This window comes from Synergistales bacterium, assembly GCA_021736445.1.
Lineage (GTDB): Bacteria > Synergistota > Synergistia > Synergistales > Aminiphilaceae > JAIPGA01.
Map to the genome: position 1 here is coordinate 1 of JAIPGA010000010.1, position 16,414 is coordinate 16,414.

The window sequence follows — 16,414 nt, forward strand, 5'->3', positions numbered from 1 at the left end:
CCCGCCATTGTAGATAGCATCTACAATGGCGGGGCTTCCTTTGCCGTAGGCTCGCTGGGCTTGACGGATAGAAGTCATCAGTAGAGCACCAACCTTTGCTTGGTTTTACAACGCGATTTCAGATATGAGGCACTATTTCTGAATTGCACTAAATATTGACTCTTTTCAAACGATCTTGCGCGGCTCTCAAGAAGTTGCTATAATATTCGCAATCTTATTCGGGATATTGGATACAGTATCCTAATGGAGGAAAATTAATGCCCCAATCCCTTGAATCGATACGGTCGCGCAGACTTCCCCCGCTTCGCGAGGATGTGTACAAAGCCCTTCTTCAGGCGATTTTCTCCGGTCAGCTCAGTACCGGTCAGCATCTTGTGGAGGGAGAGATCGCCCGACAGCTCGGCGTTAGCCGAACCCCCGTGCGCGAAGCCGTGCGAAGGCTGGAGAGCGAGGGGCTTGTCAATGTCGACCAGGGGAGGGGTCTCAAGGTTATCGATATCAGTGATGACCGGATTCGGGAGATCTTTGCCGTTCGGGAGTCTCTGGAATGTGTTGCCGTGATTTTCACGGTCGAGCGCGTTACGAAGGAGGAAATACGTCGTCTTGAACGTATTGTCGCCGAGGGGCTGGAGTTTGCATACCGGGATGACACAGCGTTCTTCTTGAAGTCGGTTAAACAGTTTAACAAAGAATTTGTAGAAACAAGCAAGGCGCAAAATCTCATTAAAATTATTTATAATTACCATGAGTATGTGCACTGTCTTCGTCTGCGCAGTCTCGCTGGCAGGGAGAGGCGCATAGAGGCGGCTCGGGAACATGCCGCCATGCTGGAGGCAGTAAAGCAGGGCGAGAGCGAATTGGCAAAGGAGATCATCCACCAGCACATCCAAGGGGCACATGAATATTACAAGAGTGCCAGAGGCGTCGCCCGCGACATGGAGGACGCAGAGGCGTCCTTGATGTCGCGGGTGCAGAACCGTACTGAATAACCTGGAGAAGAGAGGGGGTATGGATGCGGGAACCCGAAATGCCGTGAGTGCTCCACAGGGTATCGGATCACTGAACAGAGGCAGAGGAGGAATGTGAAGATGAAAAAGTTTGTAATGCTGCTTGTTGCGGTTTCCATGGCGACCCTTTTGTTTGCAGGCGCGGGCTTTGCGGCGGATTATCCTTCAGAGCCCATCGAAATGATTGCCCCGGCCACTCCTGGTGGAGGCTGGGATACAACGGCAAGGTCCATCCAGCACGTCATCAAGAAAAACGACATGTCTCCCGAGTCGATTATCGTTACCAACAAGCCGGGGGGCGGCGGTGCCGTAGGCTGGACATACCTGAACAGCAAGGCGGGAAGCGGCTACTATCTCGCCGTCAATTCAAGCCTTGTCTTTCTCAATGAACTTCTTGGCAGGAGCGAACTCTCCTATACGGATTTTACCCCCATCGCGATCATGGCCACTGAATGGTGCGCCGTCTTTGTCGGCAAGGATTCCAAGTTTGACAGCGGTATAGAGGTTATGGAGGCCCTGAAAGAGGATCCCACGTCACTTTCCATCGCCGTTGCCCCGAGCCTCGGAAATGACGACCACCTTTCCTTTGTCATGGCGGCAAAAGCCTATGGTGTCGACACCAGCAAGCTTCGTTTTGTCGTGATGGGAAGCGGCGGCGACATCCTTCCCGCACTCCTGGGTGGACACGTCGATGTTGTCACCGGTTCCGTCTCTGAAGGTGCGGAGCACGCCCGTGCCGGTAAGGTAAAAGTTCTGGCTGTTACCTCGGATGAGCGTCTGGGCGGCGAGCTCTCCGATGTTCCCACCTGGAAAGAGCAGGGTATCGACGTGGTTTTCCCTCACTGGCGTGGTGTGATGGGCCCCAAGGATATGCCTCAGGAAGCCATCGACTGGTGGAACAAAACGCTTTCCGCAGTTGTTGAGACCGAGGACTGGGCCAAGATCCTCAAGAATAACAAGTGGGACGACTTCTACAAGAACAGCGAAGAGACCAAGGCCTTCATGGACGAGAACTTCCAGATGTACAAGAACCTCGTTGAAGAGCTTGGCCTGGCCCAGAACTAGGAGTATTTTCTTACCCTAGAATACAGGGGCCCCGGTATATCCGGGGCCCCATTCTTCGGAGGTCTTCGCAATGAATACGAATAGAATATGCGGAACAATCGGGATTGCGCTGGGAGTCCTCTGTTTGATAGGTGCGCTCAACATTCCCGAGCCGGTTATGGGGGACGCACTTGGTCCCAAATTTTTTCCGCTACTGGTGAGTGGCGGTATGATCATTATCGGCATCGTTACCTGGCTGACGGATGTGCGGAATGCCGGAAAGGGACACTACGAACGGACCCAGGTGATCACACCGAAGTGGAAGGAAGTCTACCTAATGATCGGTGTGACCATTGTGATCGGCCTGGTATACTCGATGCTCTTCGTTGATCTTGGATATATCATATCCACCTTTATATTTGTGGGCGCCATACTGAGCCTTGTCAATCCAAGAAGGCATGTCATGAATCTCATTATTGCGCTTGTTTTCAGCGTGGGGGCCTATTATGTCTTTGCAAAACTGCTTGGTTTGAGCCTCCCCCGCGGCGTCCTGGGGTTCTTCTAAACAGCAGGGAGGATTGCGATGCGGAGCTGCCGTTGGCGTCTCTCTAAGGGAGGAATGGAATCATGGAGGAAACACTAGGATATATCATTCAGGGCTTCGGAAACGTACTCTCCGTTTCGAACTTACTCTGGCTTTTTATGGGGGGGCTCTTGGGGACCATCATAGGCATGCTGCCCGGTATCGGGCCGGCTACCGGGGTGGCGGTACTGATCCCCATGACTTTCACCATGGACCCGATGACCGCACTCATGACCATGTGCGCCATCTACTACGGAGCGATGTTCGGCGGGTCGAGGAGTTCAATCCTGATCAATACACCAGGTGATGGGTCGGCTATCGCGGCCACCTTTGATGGATACCCGATGGCCCAAAAAGGAAGGGCGGGCCCCGCGCTGGCTATTTCTGCACTCGCATCATTTATCGGGGGGATCATAGCCGTTTTCCTGATGACACTTCTTGCGGGTCCTATGTCGTCCTTTGCGATCAAGTTCGGGCCTCCGCAGTACTTTTCCCTCTTTGTCTTCGCCCTTTCTGCGACGGTTTCAATTTCCAAAGGTTCCCTGCTCAAGGGTGCTCTTGCAATGTTTATCGGCCTCATGTTGAGTACTGTCGGGATTGACCAGCAGAGCGGTATGGGGCGGTTTACGCTGGGCGTGGCGGAGCTGCAGGACGGCATCGACTTTCTCGTCGCCATCATTGGGATCTACGCCATCGGTGAGGTCTTCCTGAACTACGAAAGCCTGGACACGGCCATTGAAGCGCTGAAGAAGAAGTTCGGCAAGGTCTGGATAACTATGGACGATTGGAAGCGCTGTTTCTGGCCGATTATGCGGAGTACGCCCGTCGGTTTTATTGTAGGCGTACTGCCCGGTTCGGGAGGCTCCATCGCCTCAATGGTTGCCTATACCAATGAGAAACAGCTTTCCAAACATCCAGACGAGTTCGGCAATGGAGCCATCGAAGGGCTGGCCGCGCCGGAAGCTGCAAATAACGCCGCCTCGGTAGGGGCGCTTATCCCCATGCTGACGCTGGGAGTGCCGGGTTCGGGAACGACCGCCGTCATGCTTGGGGCGCTGATGATGATGGGACTTCAGCCGGGACCGCTGCTGTTTACGGAGCACCCGCTGCTGGCCTGGAGTGTTATCGATAGTATGTACCTCGGCAATATACTTCTTGCCATCATCAACATCCCACTGGCCGTGTTGATCGTTAAAGTCCTGTATGTCCCCAAGAGGGTTCTATTGCCCATCATCCTGGTTCTTGCGTTTTTGGGAACCTATACCATGAATTACAGCGTTGTCGACTTTTATATGCTGCTTGTGTTCGGCGTCATGGGCTATGCAATGAAAAAGCTCAAGATACCGGCTGCCCCGATGGTGCTGGCGCTGATTCTGGGTAATATGATGGAACAGGCCTTCCGGCAGTCGCTTACCCTTTCCATGGGCAGCCTGATGATATTTGTGGAGAAACCTATTTCCCTGACATTGCTTATTATGGCTCTTCTGTCTACTTTGTATCCGTTCTTTGCTGAGTGGCGACAGAAGAGAAAACAGCAATAGATCCAGATCAGATGAAATGAATAAAGAGGGGGCGTTGGTAACTGTACTCTGACGCCCCCTTCTTTTTGTAGCGAAAGGGGTGGTCCCCTGGAACGTCTGCTTGTGGCGGGAGCTGTCTTGCTGGGGGGGTACGCCGGATGGAAATCCCCCATTCCCTCGGGTGCCCTGATAGGGGGAGTTGTCCTCGGTTTTGCGGTGAAGGGGTGGCTGGGGCACAGCTCTGTGGATGTGCACACCCTTTCGGTGCTTGCCCAGCTACTTATATCATACGTTATCGTAAGCCGCACTTCTCTGGAAAACCTTGCTCTATTGCGGCGACTTTTCGTTCTGGCCTTCATGTACAACCTGATACTGTACATTGTCAGCTTCGGCGCCTCGTTTCTCCTGGCTTCGTTCACAGGCATGGATGTGATGACGGCACTCTTTGCAACACCACCGGGGGGGTTGTCAAGCCTGGGCATTATCGCCGCAGAGATGGACGTGGAAGTCCCTGTGACGCTTCTCTTCCACGTTATCAGGGTCACGCTTATCGTCTGCCTCGTGCCGATGCTGGCTGTGTGGCTCAAATCGCGCTATTCAATGACTGAAGTGGAGTAGAACGCTGAAATAGTTGGGGAGGGAATCTGCAATGCACACAGGAAAGATGCTGCGGGAACGCCTCGAGAAATCGGAAATAGTAGTTGCTCCCGGAGCTCAGAACGCGCTTTTTGCACGACTCATTGAAGAATTCGGTTTCGAGGCGATCTATGCCACCGGTGCGGGAATCGCCAATTTGCACCTTGGCTGGGCGGACCTCGGCCTGACGACGATGACGGAGGTTGTGGAGACCGTACGCCGGATGACGGATGTGGTTTCAGTTCCGGTAATCGCCGATATCGATACCGGCTTTGGCAACCAACTGAATGTCTGGCGGACCATTCGTGAGTTTGAAAATGCTGGGGTTGCAGCTGTCCAGATCGAGGACCAGGTTTTCCCGAAGCGTTGCGGTCATTTTGCCGGTAAGGATGTTATTCCCCGGGAGGAGATGCTCGACAAGATCTGTGCGGCCAAGGACGCCCGGAAGAGTGACGATTTCCTTATTATCGCCCGCACCGATGCAGGAGCCGTCCACGGTTTTGAGCAGGCAATCGAGCGGGCCAACGCCTACGCTGCAGCTGGTGCCGACCTTCTCTTTGTAGAGGCACCGCCTACGGAGGAAGAGCTCCGCAGGGTTCCCAAAGAGGTGGATGGCAAGGTTGTCGCCAATATGGTGGAGGGCGGGAAAACACCGCTCTTTTCGGCACAGGCGCTTGAAGAAATGGGATATAGCCTTGTTCTCTTTGCCAATGCCACCCAGAAAGCGGCGATCCGCGGACTTGAACGGCTGCTGGGGCACCTCTCGGAAACAGGCGAGACCTGGAGCGAGCCTGATCTGATGATCTCCATGGAACGCCGTAACGAGATAACGGGATTGCATGAATTGCGGCGGAAAATGGAAGGGTACGGTCCTGAAGCCTCGCGGTAGAGTGGCGCCGCACAAAAGCGGCGAGAGCATATATTCATCAATGGTGCCTGCGCCCCACAGGAAAGAACACGCCCATCCCCCGGCATAAAGGCCAGTGGTACCTGCCGTGCTCAGAAAAGGTTTCTGGTACAGGGGGTGTTACTGCGTCATGACAGACATCATGCAGGAAATTGCAGGCTTTTATTTGTGCTGTACAGCACAGGCGAGGTGATACGACGATGATAGAGAAAACGGCCCAGGCCGGCACGCTGGAGTCCTCGGACTGCCTGGTGACGGTGGCCGGAAGCGGGACAGTGGACATAGACTACCGAGGCGCCAACGCCGCCCTCTTCGGGGAGCGGACCCGCGCCATCGTGGAAGAGATAGTGAAGCGGCGCGGTCTGGACGGTGCCAGCATCCAGATACAGGACCAGGGCGCCCTGGAGCCCACGCTCCGGGCCCGTCTTGAGACGGCGCTTGCCCGCGCCGGCGCCTGAGGAGGTGGAACGATGCCCAGAGTCTGCCGCTCCATGCTCTACGTACCGGGGAACAACCCCTCCATGCTCCAGCACTGCCCGGTTTTCGGCGCCGACAGCGTCCTGCTGGACCTGGAGGACGCCGTGGCCATAACGGAAAAGGACGCTGCCCGTCATCTTGTGGCCCACTTTCTGCGGAGCCTTGATTTTGGTGAGATGGTGGTGACGGTGCGCCTGAACGGTGCCGACACGGAGTGCTTCGAGGAAGACATCCGCGCCATCGTCCCCTGCCGCCCCGACGCCGTGCGGCTGCCCAAGTGCCATACCGCCGAGGACGTGCGCCGGCTGGACGGACTGATCGGTGCAGTCGAACGGGAGCAGCGCCTCCCGGAAGGAGGCGTGAAGATCCACGCCATGATCGAGACCGCCCGGGGCGTGGAGCACTCCTACGAGATCGCCTGCGTCTCGCCGCGAGTGGACGCCCTCACGCTGGGCGGGCAGGACCTCACCGCCGACATGGGTGTACGGAAGACCCCCGGCGGGAGCGAGATCTTCTACGCCCGGAGCCGAGTGGTTATGGCGGCCCGTGCCGCAGGGATCGACGTCTTCGACACCGTCTGGGTAGACGTGAACGACAACGAGGGACTGCTGGAAGAGACGAGGATGGTCATCGGCCTTGGGTTCACCGGGAAGGCCGCCATCCATCCCGGACAGATCGAATGGATCCACAGAGCCTTTGTGCCGAAGGCACGGGAAGTGGCCCACAGCCGCCGGGTGGTGGAAGCTGCCGACGAGGCCGAGCGCCGTGGCAAGGGAGCCGTTGCCGTGGACGGGCGGATGATCGACGCGCCGGTGGTCGCCAAGGCCCGGCACATCCTCGAACTGGCCCGTCTCTACGGAATGGAAGGGGGAGAAGAGAAATGACCGAATGGGTACGCAACGCCCTGGGGCGACAGGTCCCCTGCACAACGCCGGGACTCGGCGAGCTGATCCCCTTTTCGGGAGCGATGACGAGAATAATCGGAAATACTGAGGTGCTCCGGAACTGCCCGCCGCTGAAGCCTGAACCGCCCACGCGGAGCAAGGTGACGCAGAGCCTCAGGAAGGCCGTGGAGGCCTCCGGACTTGAAAACGGGATGACCGTCTCCTTCCACCACCACGTGCGCAACGGCGACGCCGTGGTTTCCATGGTATTACAGCTCCTCCACGAGATGGGGTACCGCGACCTCACTCTGGCGCCGAGCTCCCTCACCGGGGTGCACGACTGCGTGGCCGACTACGTCCGCAACGGCACGATCCGGTGCCTCTTCACCTCCGGCCTCCGCGGCGAGGTGGGGCGCATGGTCTCCAGAGGCGAAATGGACGTGCCCGTGGTAGTCCGCAGTCACGGCGGCCGTGCCCGGGCAGTGGAAGAGGGGAGCATCTCCATCGATGTGGCCTTTGTAGCGGCTCCCACCTGTGACCCTCTGGGTAACGCCACCGGCAGCGAAGGCCGCTCCGCCTGCGGCGCCCTGGGCTATCCCATGCTGGACGCACGGTATGCCCGGCACGTCATCGCCATCACCGACAACCTGGTGGACTACCCACTGGCGCCGCGGATCTCCATCCCACAGTACGACGTGAACCAGGTCGTAGAGGTCGACAGTCTCGGTGATCCATCAAAAATCGCCACTGGTGCAACCCGAATCACAAACAATCCGCTGGATCTCCGCATCGCCAAGAGCAGTTTCGACCTGATCCAGGCCTCGGGGATGCTGGCACCGGGTTTTTCGTTCCAGGTAGGAGGCGGTGCGGCAAGCCTTGCCACTGCTTCCTATGTTCGAACCGCCATGCGTGAACAGGGTATCGTGGGGAGCTTTGGGATGGGTGGCATTACCGGCTATATGGCCAGCATGCTCGAGGAGGGGCTTTTTAAGGCCCTTTTTGATATCCAGAGCTTCGATGCCGCAGTGAGTGATTCCATAGCCAACAATCCCAACCACATGGAGATCGATGTCTCCTGGTATGCCAATCCGTTCAACAGGGGATGCATGGTCCATAACCTGGATATCGTGGTGCTTGCGGCGCTCGATATCGACACCTCCTTTAACGTGAATGTCCTCACCGGAAACGATGGTTTCCTCCGGGGCGCCTCGGGCGGGCACTCCGACACCGCTGCCGGCTCGTCGCTCTGTATCGTAGTGGCTCCCTCCTTCCGGGGCGGTGTGCCAACCATCAAGGAGCACATCCCTACGGTGGTAACGCCCGGAGAGACGGTAGACGCCGTGGTAACGGAGCGGGGTATCTGCATCAACCCGCGGCGTGAGGATCTGCTGCAGGAGGCCACAAGAGCGGGCCTTCCCGTTGTGGATATCGAAAAACTCCACCATGATGTGACGCAACTCACCGGAAAACCACGACCCGTGGAGTATGACTACGACAAGGTGGTGGCGCTGGTGGAATACCGGGATGGTACCATAATCGACTGTGCCTATAAGGTGCAGGAATAACCGGGAGACCTCGCTTGTGAGACAACCCTGAACTTGTGCCAGCTCATTGTAGCTTCCGGCGCTGGATAGGAGGCTGCTGCCCTTGGAGGAACCCGCCTTCAAGGATAATTGTAAGAGGGAGTGCTATCCCTCTGCCTGTTTGTTTGGGTGGCAACAGTATGTATCTTCCCTCATTGTGCACCGAGGTTTCGCAACGAAGAGGGAAATGCTTTATTTCGCGAAGGTTCGGAGAACGGGTGTTCTTTGTCAGCTGGCTGGAGTGCTGCAGCGAAAAAATCGATGCAATAATTGCAATTGCACGTTAATTTCCGAAAGCTTTGACCGATTTGCGGTTTTCTGCTAAGATGCCACACCAAATTCCCCCTATTATGGATGAGGGTAAGGGAGGAACGAGCGATGGGACAGACACTCTGCGAAAAGATCATGGGCGGGCACATCGTCGAGGGCGCGTGGGGGCCCGGGAAGCCGCTGGCCATCAGGATCGACCAGACGCTTTCCCAGGACGCCACGGGGACCATGGCGAACCTGGAGTTCGAGGCCATGGGTGTGGACAGGGTGCAGACCGAGCTGTCTGTAAGCTATGTGGACCACAACATGGTCCAGCAGGATTTCAAGAATCCCGACGACCACCGCTTTATGCAGGACATAGCGGCGAAATACGGCATGGTCTACTCCCCGCCGGGGAACGGGATCTGCCACCAGGTGCATCTCGAACGCTTCGCCCGGCCCGGCCGGACGTTGCTGGGCTGTGATTCCCACACCCCCACCGCCGGCGGGGCCGGGATGATCGCCATCGGGTCCGGCGGTCTCGATGTGGCCATGGCCATGGCGGGCGAGCCCTTCTGGGTGACCACCCCCAAGGTGGTGGGCATCAAGCTTTCCGGGAGCCTTCCGCCCTGCGTCTCCGCCAAGGACGTTATCCTGGAGGTGCTCCGCCGGATCGGCGTCAAAGGCGGCGTGGGCAAGGTGCTGGAGTACTTCGGTCCCGGTGTGGAGAGCCTCTCCGTACCCGAGCGGGCTACCATCACCAACATGGGCGCCGAGACAGGGGCCACCACCTCCCTTTTCCCCAGCGACAGCCGCACCAGACAGTGGCTGGCCGTCCAGCAGCGGGAAGAGCAGTGGACCCCCATGCAGGGGGACGGAGAGGAAGACTACGACGAGATCATCGAGATCGATCTCTCCTCGCTGGAGCCGCTGGTGGCCCAGCCCTTCCAGCCCGACAATGTGGTGCCTGTTGCCGAGATCGAGGGGATGGCCGTCGACCAGGTGATGTTCGGTTCCTGCACCAACTCCTCGCTGCGGGATATCATGGCTGTGGCCCATCTGCTGGAGGGCAACCGGGTGAGTCACGCCGTAGACGCCGGGATCTCCCCGGGCAGCCGGCAGGTTCTTAGAGCCGCCGAGGATGCCGGTGCGCTCAAGACCCTGATCGCCTCGGGTGTCCGTCTGCTGGAGGTCAGCTGCGGTGCCTGCATCGGCATGGGTTTCGCTCCGCCCACCGAAGGGGTCTCGCTGCGGACGATCAATCGGAACTTCCTCGGCCGCTGCGGCCACAAGAGCGGCAGGGTCTACCTGGTGAGTCCCGAGGTGGCGGCGGCCTCGGCTGTCAGCGGCACGCTCACCGATCCCCGGCGCTACAGTGAGGAGAACGGTTTCGACCGCTTTGTCTTTGCCCTTCCCGGGCGGCTTCCTGTGGACGACAGCGGCTTTATCTTTCCGCCGGAGGAGGCCCGGGGCGCGGAGGTCGAGGTTCGGCGGGGCCCCAACATCGCCCCGCTCCCCGAGATGAACCCCCTGGAGGAGGAGGTCAACAGCGAGGTGCTGCTGAAACTGGGCGACGACATCACCACCGACCACATCATGCCCGCCGGAACCAGGGTGCTGCCCTTTCGGTCAAACATCCCGGTGATCTCGAAGTTTGTCTTCGAGGTGGTGGACGAAACCTTCCCCGACCGGGCCCTGAAGGCCGGCAACGGCTGCCTTGTCGGCGGCCACAACTACGGCCAGGGATCCAGCCGCGAGCACGCCGCTCTGGCTCCCCGCTACCTGGGTGTCCGCATGGTGATCGCCAAGAGCTTTGCCCGGATCCATCTGGCCAATCTGGTCAATTTCGGCATCCTCCCCCTGGTGTTCGAGGACGAGAGCGACTACGACAGGGTGGACCAGGGGCACGGTCTCTCTATCAGGCGGGAGGAGCTTGTCATATCGGCTCCCCTTACAGTGCGGGACACCACCACGGGGGCGTCCTTCCGCTGCACGATCCCCTTGAGCGAGCGGGATCTGGAGATGATCCGTCTGGGCGGCAAGCTCAACTGGATCAAGGAGAAACACAGCCAGGCATAGCGAGAAAGGAGAGAGCGAGATGGAACAGGGAGAGAAGATCCGCATTGAAAACGGGCAGGTGGTTGTTCCGGATACCCCGGTTATCCCATTCATAGAGGGAGACGGCATCGGTGTGGACATCACACCGGCTGCCATCAAAGTAGTCGATGCCGTTGTCGCCAAGACCTACGGCGGGACGAAACAGATCGTCTGGAAGGAGATCCTGGCCGGCGAGAAGGCCCTGCGGGAGTGCGGCGAGGTGCTGCCCCGGGAGACCCTGGACGCCATCCGGGAGTACCGCGTCGCCATCAAGGGGCCGCTCACCACGCCGGTGGGAGGCGGCTTCCGGAGCCTCAATGTGACCATCCGGCAGACCATGGAGCTCTTCGCCTGCGTCCGTCCCGTCAAGTGGCTCAAGGGGGTTCCCTCGCCGGTCAAACGGCCCGAGGATGTGGACATCGTGATCTTCCGGGAGAACATGGAGGATCTCTACGCCGGGATCGAATGGCCCGCCGACAGCCCCGAGGCGGCCGACCTCCGGAACTTTCTGAAAGAACGGTACGACATCGACATCCCCGAGGATTCCGGGCTGGGGATCAAACCCATCAGCCGCAGGCGGACCCGGGATATCGTGGGGCTGGCCATGGAGTATCTGCTGCAGAACGGCCGCAAACGCCTCACCATCGTCCAGAAGGGCAACGTCATGAAATACACCGAAGGCGCCTTCAAAGCCTGGGCCTACGAGTACCTGCAGGAACAGTACGGTGACCGCATCATCACCGAGGAGGAGCTCTACGACCGGCACGACGGCGAGATTCCCGAGGGGAAGGTCCTGGTCAACGACCGGATCGCCGACAACATGTTCCAGCAGATGCTGCTGCGGAGCAGCGAGTACGATATCGTGGTCACCCCCAACCTCAACGGCGACTACCTCTCCGACATGACCGCCGCGCAGGTGGGCGGACTGGGGATGGCCCCGGGCGCCAATATGGGGCGCACCATGGCCGTCTTCGAGGCCACCCACGGCTCCGCGCCGAAGCACGCCGGCATGAACCGGGCCAACCCCTCGTCGCTGCTCTTCTCGGCCCGGATGATGCTGGATTTCCTCGGCTGGAACGAGGCGGCCGACGCCCTGGAACGCGCCGTGGAGACCACCATCGGCCGGAAGACCGTTACCTACGACCTGGCGCGGCAGCTGGAAGGGGCCACCAGGCTCTCCACCTCGGCGTTTGCCGACGCCATCGTGGCCAATATCGACAATACCTAGCGTATTGGAGAGAGGCAGACAGACCCAACGCCCCGGCCGGGAGGATTCCGGCCGGGGCGTTGCGCATCCGGGGGCGGGATGCTATCTGTCGGCGCCGATCTGGTTGATGGCGGTGAGGGAGTCGATCTCACTGCGGATGATCCCGGCCAGTTCGTCCAGATAGCGGTCCTCCTGCTCCCGCCAGAGATCCAGCACCAGCTCTTCAACGGTTTCCCTGAAACGCCGTTCCCCCTTGTCCAGCACCTGTTCCACCCGCCACTCCGGGAGGATGCCCCGGGTGATCCAGGGGTGGAGGGGGAGCGCGTGGAGATTCCTCCGTCCCAGGGCGTAGACGATGATCCCTCCGATGCCGCCGATCACCAGTCCCACAGGGCCGCTCATGATCAGGGCCATCCCCGATCCACCGCAGATGGAGGCCGTCACGCCGCCCACAAGCAGCGCGCCGATCCCTTCGAAGAGCCCCACCAGTTCGTTGGTGAGGTCCCGCCCCGAGAAGGCAAACCTCCCGCTCTGGACCGGATGTCGGCTTCCTTCGGAGACCGATGTCAGATGCGGCGGCAGGGACCCCACCCCGTTTTCGGCGAACCATCTGGCCGTGGCGCTCCGGATCTCCCCGGAGAGCACCACCGCCAGCTCCTCGGTCCGCTGGGAGAAGGCGGACTCGATCTCCGCAGCGGCCTCCTGCAGCCTCTTTTCCACCCTGGTGCGCAGACCCTGGATGGTTCCACCCTCCTGGCGGAAGGCGCGGACCGCCGGGGCGATGCGACGGCGGTAGATGCTGCCTGTCAGGTCGTCGGCGATCTCCCGGGCCATGTCCCCGGCCCGGACGGCGATGACCTCCTCTTTGAGAGAAGCGAGAAAGCGGGGAAGGCTGTTGTTGAGTCTGGCGCTGACCTGCCTGTGCCGGCGTTTCAGTGCCGGCAGAAGGGAAAGCCCCTCGGCGACCACGGCGTAGGGCTGGTCGCTCCGCAGCAGCTGCGAGGGCGCAAGGTGGAGCGCTTCGCGGATCACCTCGGGCACGAAAGGCCAGAGGCTGCTTCCCCCGGAGAGGAGCACCTTCTCGATATCGGCGCTGCGGATCTGGTGCCGTTCCAGTCCTTCCAGGAGGCAGTCCCTGAACCAGCAGATCAGGTCCACCGGTGTTCCGGGGAGCACCTTCCCGCCGGGGGTGTGGGCAAGGAGCTCCCGCAGTGTGTCCGAGGGCCGGTAGTCCGATGCGGCCTCCAGGAATGCTTCCCAGGAGAGATTCTCCAGCGTGGCGTATCGCCCGGCGCGGCCGCTCCAGGCTTCGGCGCGGTCTCTGCTCATGGAGGAGGAGAAGGCCTCCTTCATCCGGCGGCAGAGATACCACTGGACGAAGCTCGAGGCTCCTTCCCCGGCGAGCCGGGCCTCCAGCCCGGGGTTCCGCCGCAAGAGGAGCTGATAGAAGAGATCGTCGAAGAGCCGTCCGCCCAGCCGGAGATCGCCCCAGGCGTGTCGGATGTCCAGCCGTTGCATATAGGCGAAATCGCAGGTGCCGCCGCCGAAATCCACCACCAGCACGCCCCGCAGGGCTTCGGAGGGAGCGATGTCCCGCCGGGAGAGATGGGAGAGCAGCGCCCCCACGGGCTCCTCCACGGTGCGCACCTCACCGAAGCCTGCCTCCCCGGCGATGGAGGCCAGGGCGGTGCGGAAGGCGGCGTCCGCCTCGCCGGGCACGCCGAAGTAGATCTCCTTGGAGCCCCCATCGAGATCGGCACCTGTCTGGAGTGCTGCGTTGCGGAGCCCTCTGAGGAAGTCCAGCGCCCACTGCGACGCCTCGGCGTCGGCAGTGATCTCCGGTTTGAACAGGATCCGCAGCCTGTAGCCGCGGCGTTCCTCGGCGGAGGCATCGGCCCAGGTCTCCAGCGCCCGGCTCCCCACCAGCGGCGTCTGTCCCTGTCTGTAGAGCAGGGCCGTCTCGGTGCCTACCTGTCCCGGAGCGAAGGAGACAGGCGAGGGGAGCAGTTCATCGGCGGGGCAGCGGCTGATGTAGGTGTTGCTGGTGCCGAAATCCACGGCGATGGTGTGGCGGGGTTCACCGTTCATGGCCGTTCTCCCGTCTGCGCCGCACCAGCCCCCGCTGGAGCAGGACACCGTCCTTCTCAATGGGTTCCTCCTCGATCACGATGGGCTGGCCCTCCTCGACGACACCGAAGGTATCGTACCGTTCCCGGAGGGCCTCGCTCCAGCGCACCGTTGCGCCGGAAGGGGAGTCTTCGCCTACGGAGAAGCCGTGAGCGCCGTCGAGCCCCTGGTAGCCCAGCGCCCGTGCCTCCTCGATCACCTCGTGGGAGGCCGTCTCCAGCTGGTTCCGGTGGGCGTGGTGGAGTCCGTAGACCGCCCGGATCAGCGGTCTTGGGCACTCCTCCACCGTCCGTTGCGGTTCCGCCGCACCTTCCAGGGCGATGACGGCGCATCCCAGCAAACGCAGCCTGTTCAGAAAGTAGCGGTGCAACAGCGAGCCCAGGTCCTTGCGGTTCAGTTGCTGTTCCTCCCGCGAGAGCAGCACGAAGCCGATGGCCAGAAGATAGAGGGCGATGCGCTTCAACCTGCTTCCCGCGGACTCCGGCCTGAGTCCCACCATCCCCCAGAGGGCCCGCAGGAGGCCGCGCCCCGGGAGGGGCAGCATCTGCCAGAGCTCCGCCACCGTGGCTGTGCCGGCGATGGCGCAGAGGGTACGCCGGATGGCCCTGGAGTGGGCGACGACGCCCGAGAGAGCGGCGCCGCAGACGGCGCCTGCGCCGACCGACCAGGGAGAGAGCACGGCTCGTTCCAGACCGGCGAGGCCTGTCAGGGAGGAACCGCCGGCACCCCCGGCCAGAGCGCCGAGACCCGTGGCGGCGGCCAGAGCGGAGATGCGCAGCCGGCTCTGCAGCGGCAGGGCAATCTGTTCCGGCGGGGGAACCAGCACGGAGAGGCTCTGTCTGATCCGGAGGGCCGTTGCTTCGTCGGGATGCAGGATCTCCTGCTCCTGGAGTATTGAGAGCACCCCGTTCCGCAGAACCCGTTCCGCCTCCTGCGTCGCCTGTCGGCGTTCCTCCGCGCTGGGGATACCCCTCTGGGGGATGGAGGCGAGAAAGCGCTCCCGAGCCTCCTCCACCAGGCCGCTCTGTTGGGCAAGGAGGTTCAGTGCGGTTCGGAGCTGTTGTTCCTGTGGTGTCATGGATTTCCTCCTGTCGGCCGGACCTGCGGCTGGAGTGTCGGTGCTATCGCCCGGTACGGCGGTGTGCCCCTCTGGAGCGTCCGGCCAGGTCCGGTGCTGGCTGTCGTGGCGTTGCCCCTATTGTACCGCCTCTGCCGGAGGGAAACACCAGGAACGATGCCCGGATTACAGGGGAGGGTCGCTGGTGACGGCGCACTCCGCTACAAACCGGGCCGGTCCGGTGAGAGAGAGCAGGAGTTCGTCATCTCTGTGCTCGATGGTAACCCTGTTCACCCCTCCAGGGTTCGTCACATCCGTCGGAGAACCGGTCATCCCCTTCAGATAGGCCGCAACAGCCGCCGCCGTCGACCCTGTTCCGCAGGAGCGGGTGAAGTCATTGACGCCCCGTTCGAAGGTGGCCACAGAGAGCCCCGCGTCGGTGACGGCTGCGAAATTCACGTTGGTGCCCTCCGGGAAGTGTTGTTTGTCGTTCTGGATCGCCTGGGCCAGTGCCTCCCTTCCGTTGCCCCCCGGGGGGCCCTCCATTGCCTCGAAAAAGAGCACCGTGTGGGGAACGCCCACCGTGAGGTGGCAGTAGACGATCTCCCTTCCCATAACGGAAAGCGTGCCGTCCAGGACCACCGCATCGGGCCGGAGCCTCCCCATGTCGAGGGTGACCTCCCCGCCGCCCACCCAGGCTCTGACAGGGCCCGCCAGGGTGACGAAGCTCATCGCCGCCGGGGCGATGCCCCGCTCCCAGGCGTACCGGGCGAGGCAGCGGGCGCCGTTGCCGCACATCTCCCCTTCGCTGCCGTCGGCGTTGAACAGGCGCATCCCGAAGTGGCGGCCCTGGGCTTCTTCCAGCACCAGCAATCCGTCCGCGCCGAGGGAGCTCCGGCGACGGCAGAGGGTCGCCGCGATCCCGGAGAGTGCCTCCCTGTCGTATCTCTCCCGACGGTTGTCCAGCACCAGGAAGTCGTTGCCGTTTCCCTCCATTTTTGTCAGTTCCATGGTCTTCCTCCTTCGGCAAAGCAGT

General features: G+C 61.0%; 14 protein-coding genes. 11 read left to right on the forward strand and 3 right to left on the reverse strand.

From position 1 onward, the window contains the following. Window positions 1-257 precede the first annotated feature (257 nt). From K9L28_02980 to icd, 11 genes are all read left to right on the forward strand, one after another. On the forward strand, window positions 258-989 hold the full coding sequence (locus K9L28_02980) for a GntR family transcriptional regulator (protein ID MCF7935293.1): 732 nt from the start codon (window positions 258-260) through the stop codon (window positions 987-989). A 99-nt stretch (window positions 990-1,088) separates the two neighbouring features. Next, window positions 1,089-2,072 carry a tripartite tricarboxylate transporter substrate binding protein gene (locus K9L28_02985; GenBank protein ID MCF7935294.1) on the forward strand — a complete coding sequence of 328 codons (984 nt, stop codon included), beginning with the start codon at window positions 1,089-1,091 and terminating at the stop codon, window positions 2,070-2,072. Between the two features lie 70 nt (window positions 2,073-2,142). Beyond that, complete coding sequence (locus K9L28_02990) at window positions 2,143-2,616, forward strand: tripartite tricarboxylate transporter TctB family protein (GenBank protein ID MCF7935295.1); 474 nt, start codon at window positions 2,143-2,145, stop codon at window positions 2,614-2,616. 62 nt (window positions 2,617-2,678) lie between these two features. Further along, complete coding sequence (locus tag K9L28_02995; GenBank protein ID MCF7935296.1) at window positions 2,679-4,175, forward strand: tripartite tricarboxylate transporter permease; 1,497 nt, start codon at window positions 2,679-2,681, stop codon at window positions 4,173-4,175. A 102-nt stretch (window positions 4,176-4,277) separates the two neighbouring features. Next, window positions 4,278-4,772, forward strand: a complete 495-nt coding sequence (locus tag K9L28_03000) for an AbrB family transcriptional regulator (protein MCF7935297.1) — start codon at window positions 4,278-4,280, stop codon at window positions 4,770-4,772. Window positions 4,773-4,818: 46 nt separating this feature from the next. Beyond that, entirely contained in the window at window positions 4,819-5,679 is an 861-nt protein-coding gene (locus K9L28_03005) for an isocitrate lyase/PEP mutase family protein (GenBank protein MCF7935298.1), read from the forward strand. 218 nt (window positions 5,680-5,897) lie between these two features. Beyond that, window positions 5,898-6,155: a citrate lyase acyl carrier protein gene (gene citD / locus K9L28_03010; GenBank protein MCF7935299.1), complete on the forward strand. Its 258-nt coding sequence runs from the start codon at window positions 5,898-5,900 to the stop codon at window positions 6,153-6,155. A 12-nt stretch (window positions 6,156-6,167) separates the two neighbouring features. Further along, window positions 6,168-7,058, forward strand: coding sequence for a CoA ester lyase (locus K9L28_03015; protein ID MCF7935300.1), 891 nt, complete (start codon window positions 6,168-6,170; stop codon window positions 7,056-7,058). Further along, the gene (citF, locus tag K9L28_03020; protein MCF7935301.1) at window positions 7,055-8,623 is read left to right on the forward strand and encodes a citrate lyase subunit alpha; all 1,569 of its coding nucleotides are present in this window, start codon (window positions 7,055-7,057) and stop codon (window positions 8,621-8,623) included. Before K9L28_03015 ends, citF begins: the two co-directional genes overlap by 4 nt. A 396-nt stretch (window positions 8,624-9,019) precedes the next feature. Beyond that, window positions 9,020-10,969, forward strand: coding sequence for an aconitate hydratase (locus K9L28_03025; GenBank protein ID MCF7935302.1), 1,950 nt, complete (start codon window positions 9,020-9,022; stop codon window positions 10,967-10,969). A 19-nt stretch (window positions 10,970-10,988) separates the two neighbouring features. Beyond that, the gene (icd, locus tag K9L28_03030; GenBank protein MCF7935303.1) at window positions 10,989-12,215 is read left to right on the forward strand and encodes an isocitrate dehydrogenase (NADP(+)); all 1,227 of its coding nucleotides are present in this window, start codon (window positions 10,989-10,991) and stop codon (window positions 12,213-12,215) included. Between the two features lie 81 nt (window positions 12,216-12,296). On the opposite strand, the gene K9L28_03035 is transcribed toward icd, so the two are convergent. The 3 genes from K9L28_03035 to dapF form a co-directional block, all read right to left on the reverse strand. Beyond that, window positions 12,297-14,282 (reverse strand): hypothetical protein, encoded by a 1,986-nt coding sequence (locus K9L28_03035; protein MCF7935304.1) that lies wholly within the window; start codon window positions 14,280-14,282, stop codon window positions 12,297-12,299. Then, window positions 14,272-15,399 carry a hypothetical protein gene (locus K9L28_03040; protein MCF7935305.1) on the reverse strand — a complete coding sequence of 376 codons (1,128 nt, stop codon included), beginning with the start codon at window positions 15,397-15,399 and terminating at the stop codon, window positions 14,272-14,274. The genes K9L28_03035 and K9L28_03040 overlap by 11 nt, the downstream gene beginning before the upstream one ends. 165 nt (window positions 15,400-15,564) lie before the next feature. Beyond that, window positions 15,565-16,389 carry a diaminopimelate epimerase gene (dapF, locus tag K9L28_03045; GenBank protein ID MCF7935306.1) on the reverse strand — a complete coding sequence of 275 codons (825 nt, stop codon included), beginning with the start codon at window positions 16,387-16,389 and terminating at the stop codon, window positions 15,565-15,567. Window positions 16,390-16,414 lie beyond the last annotated feature (25 nt).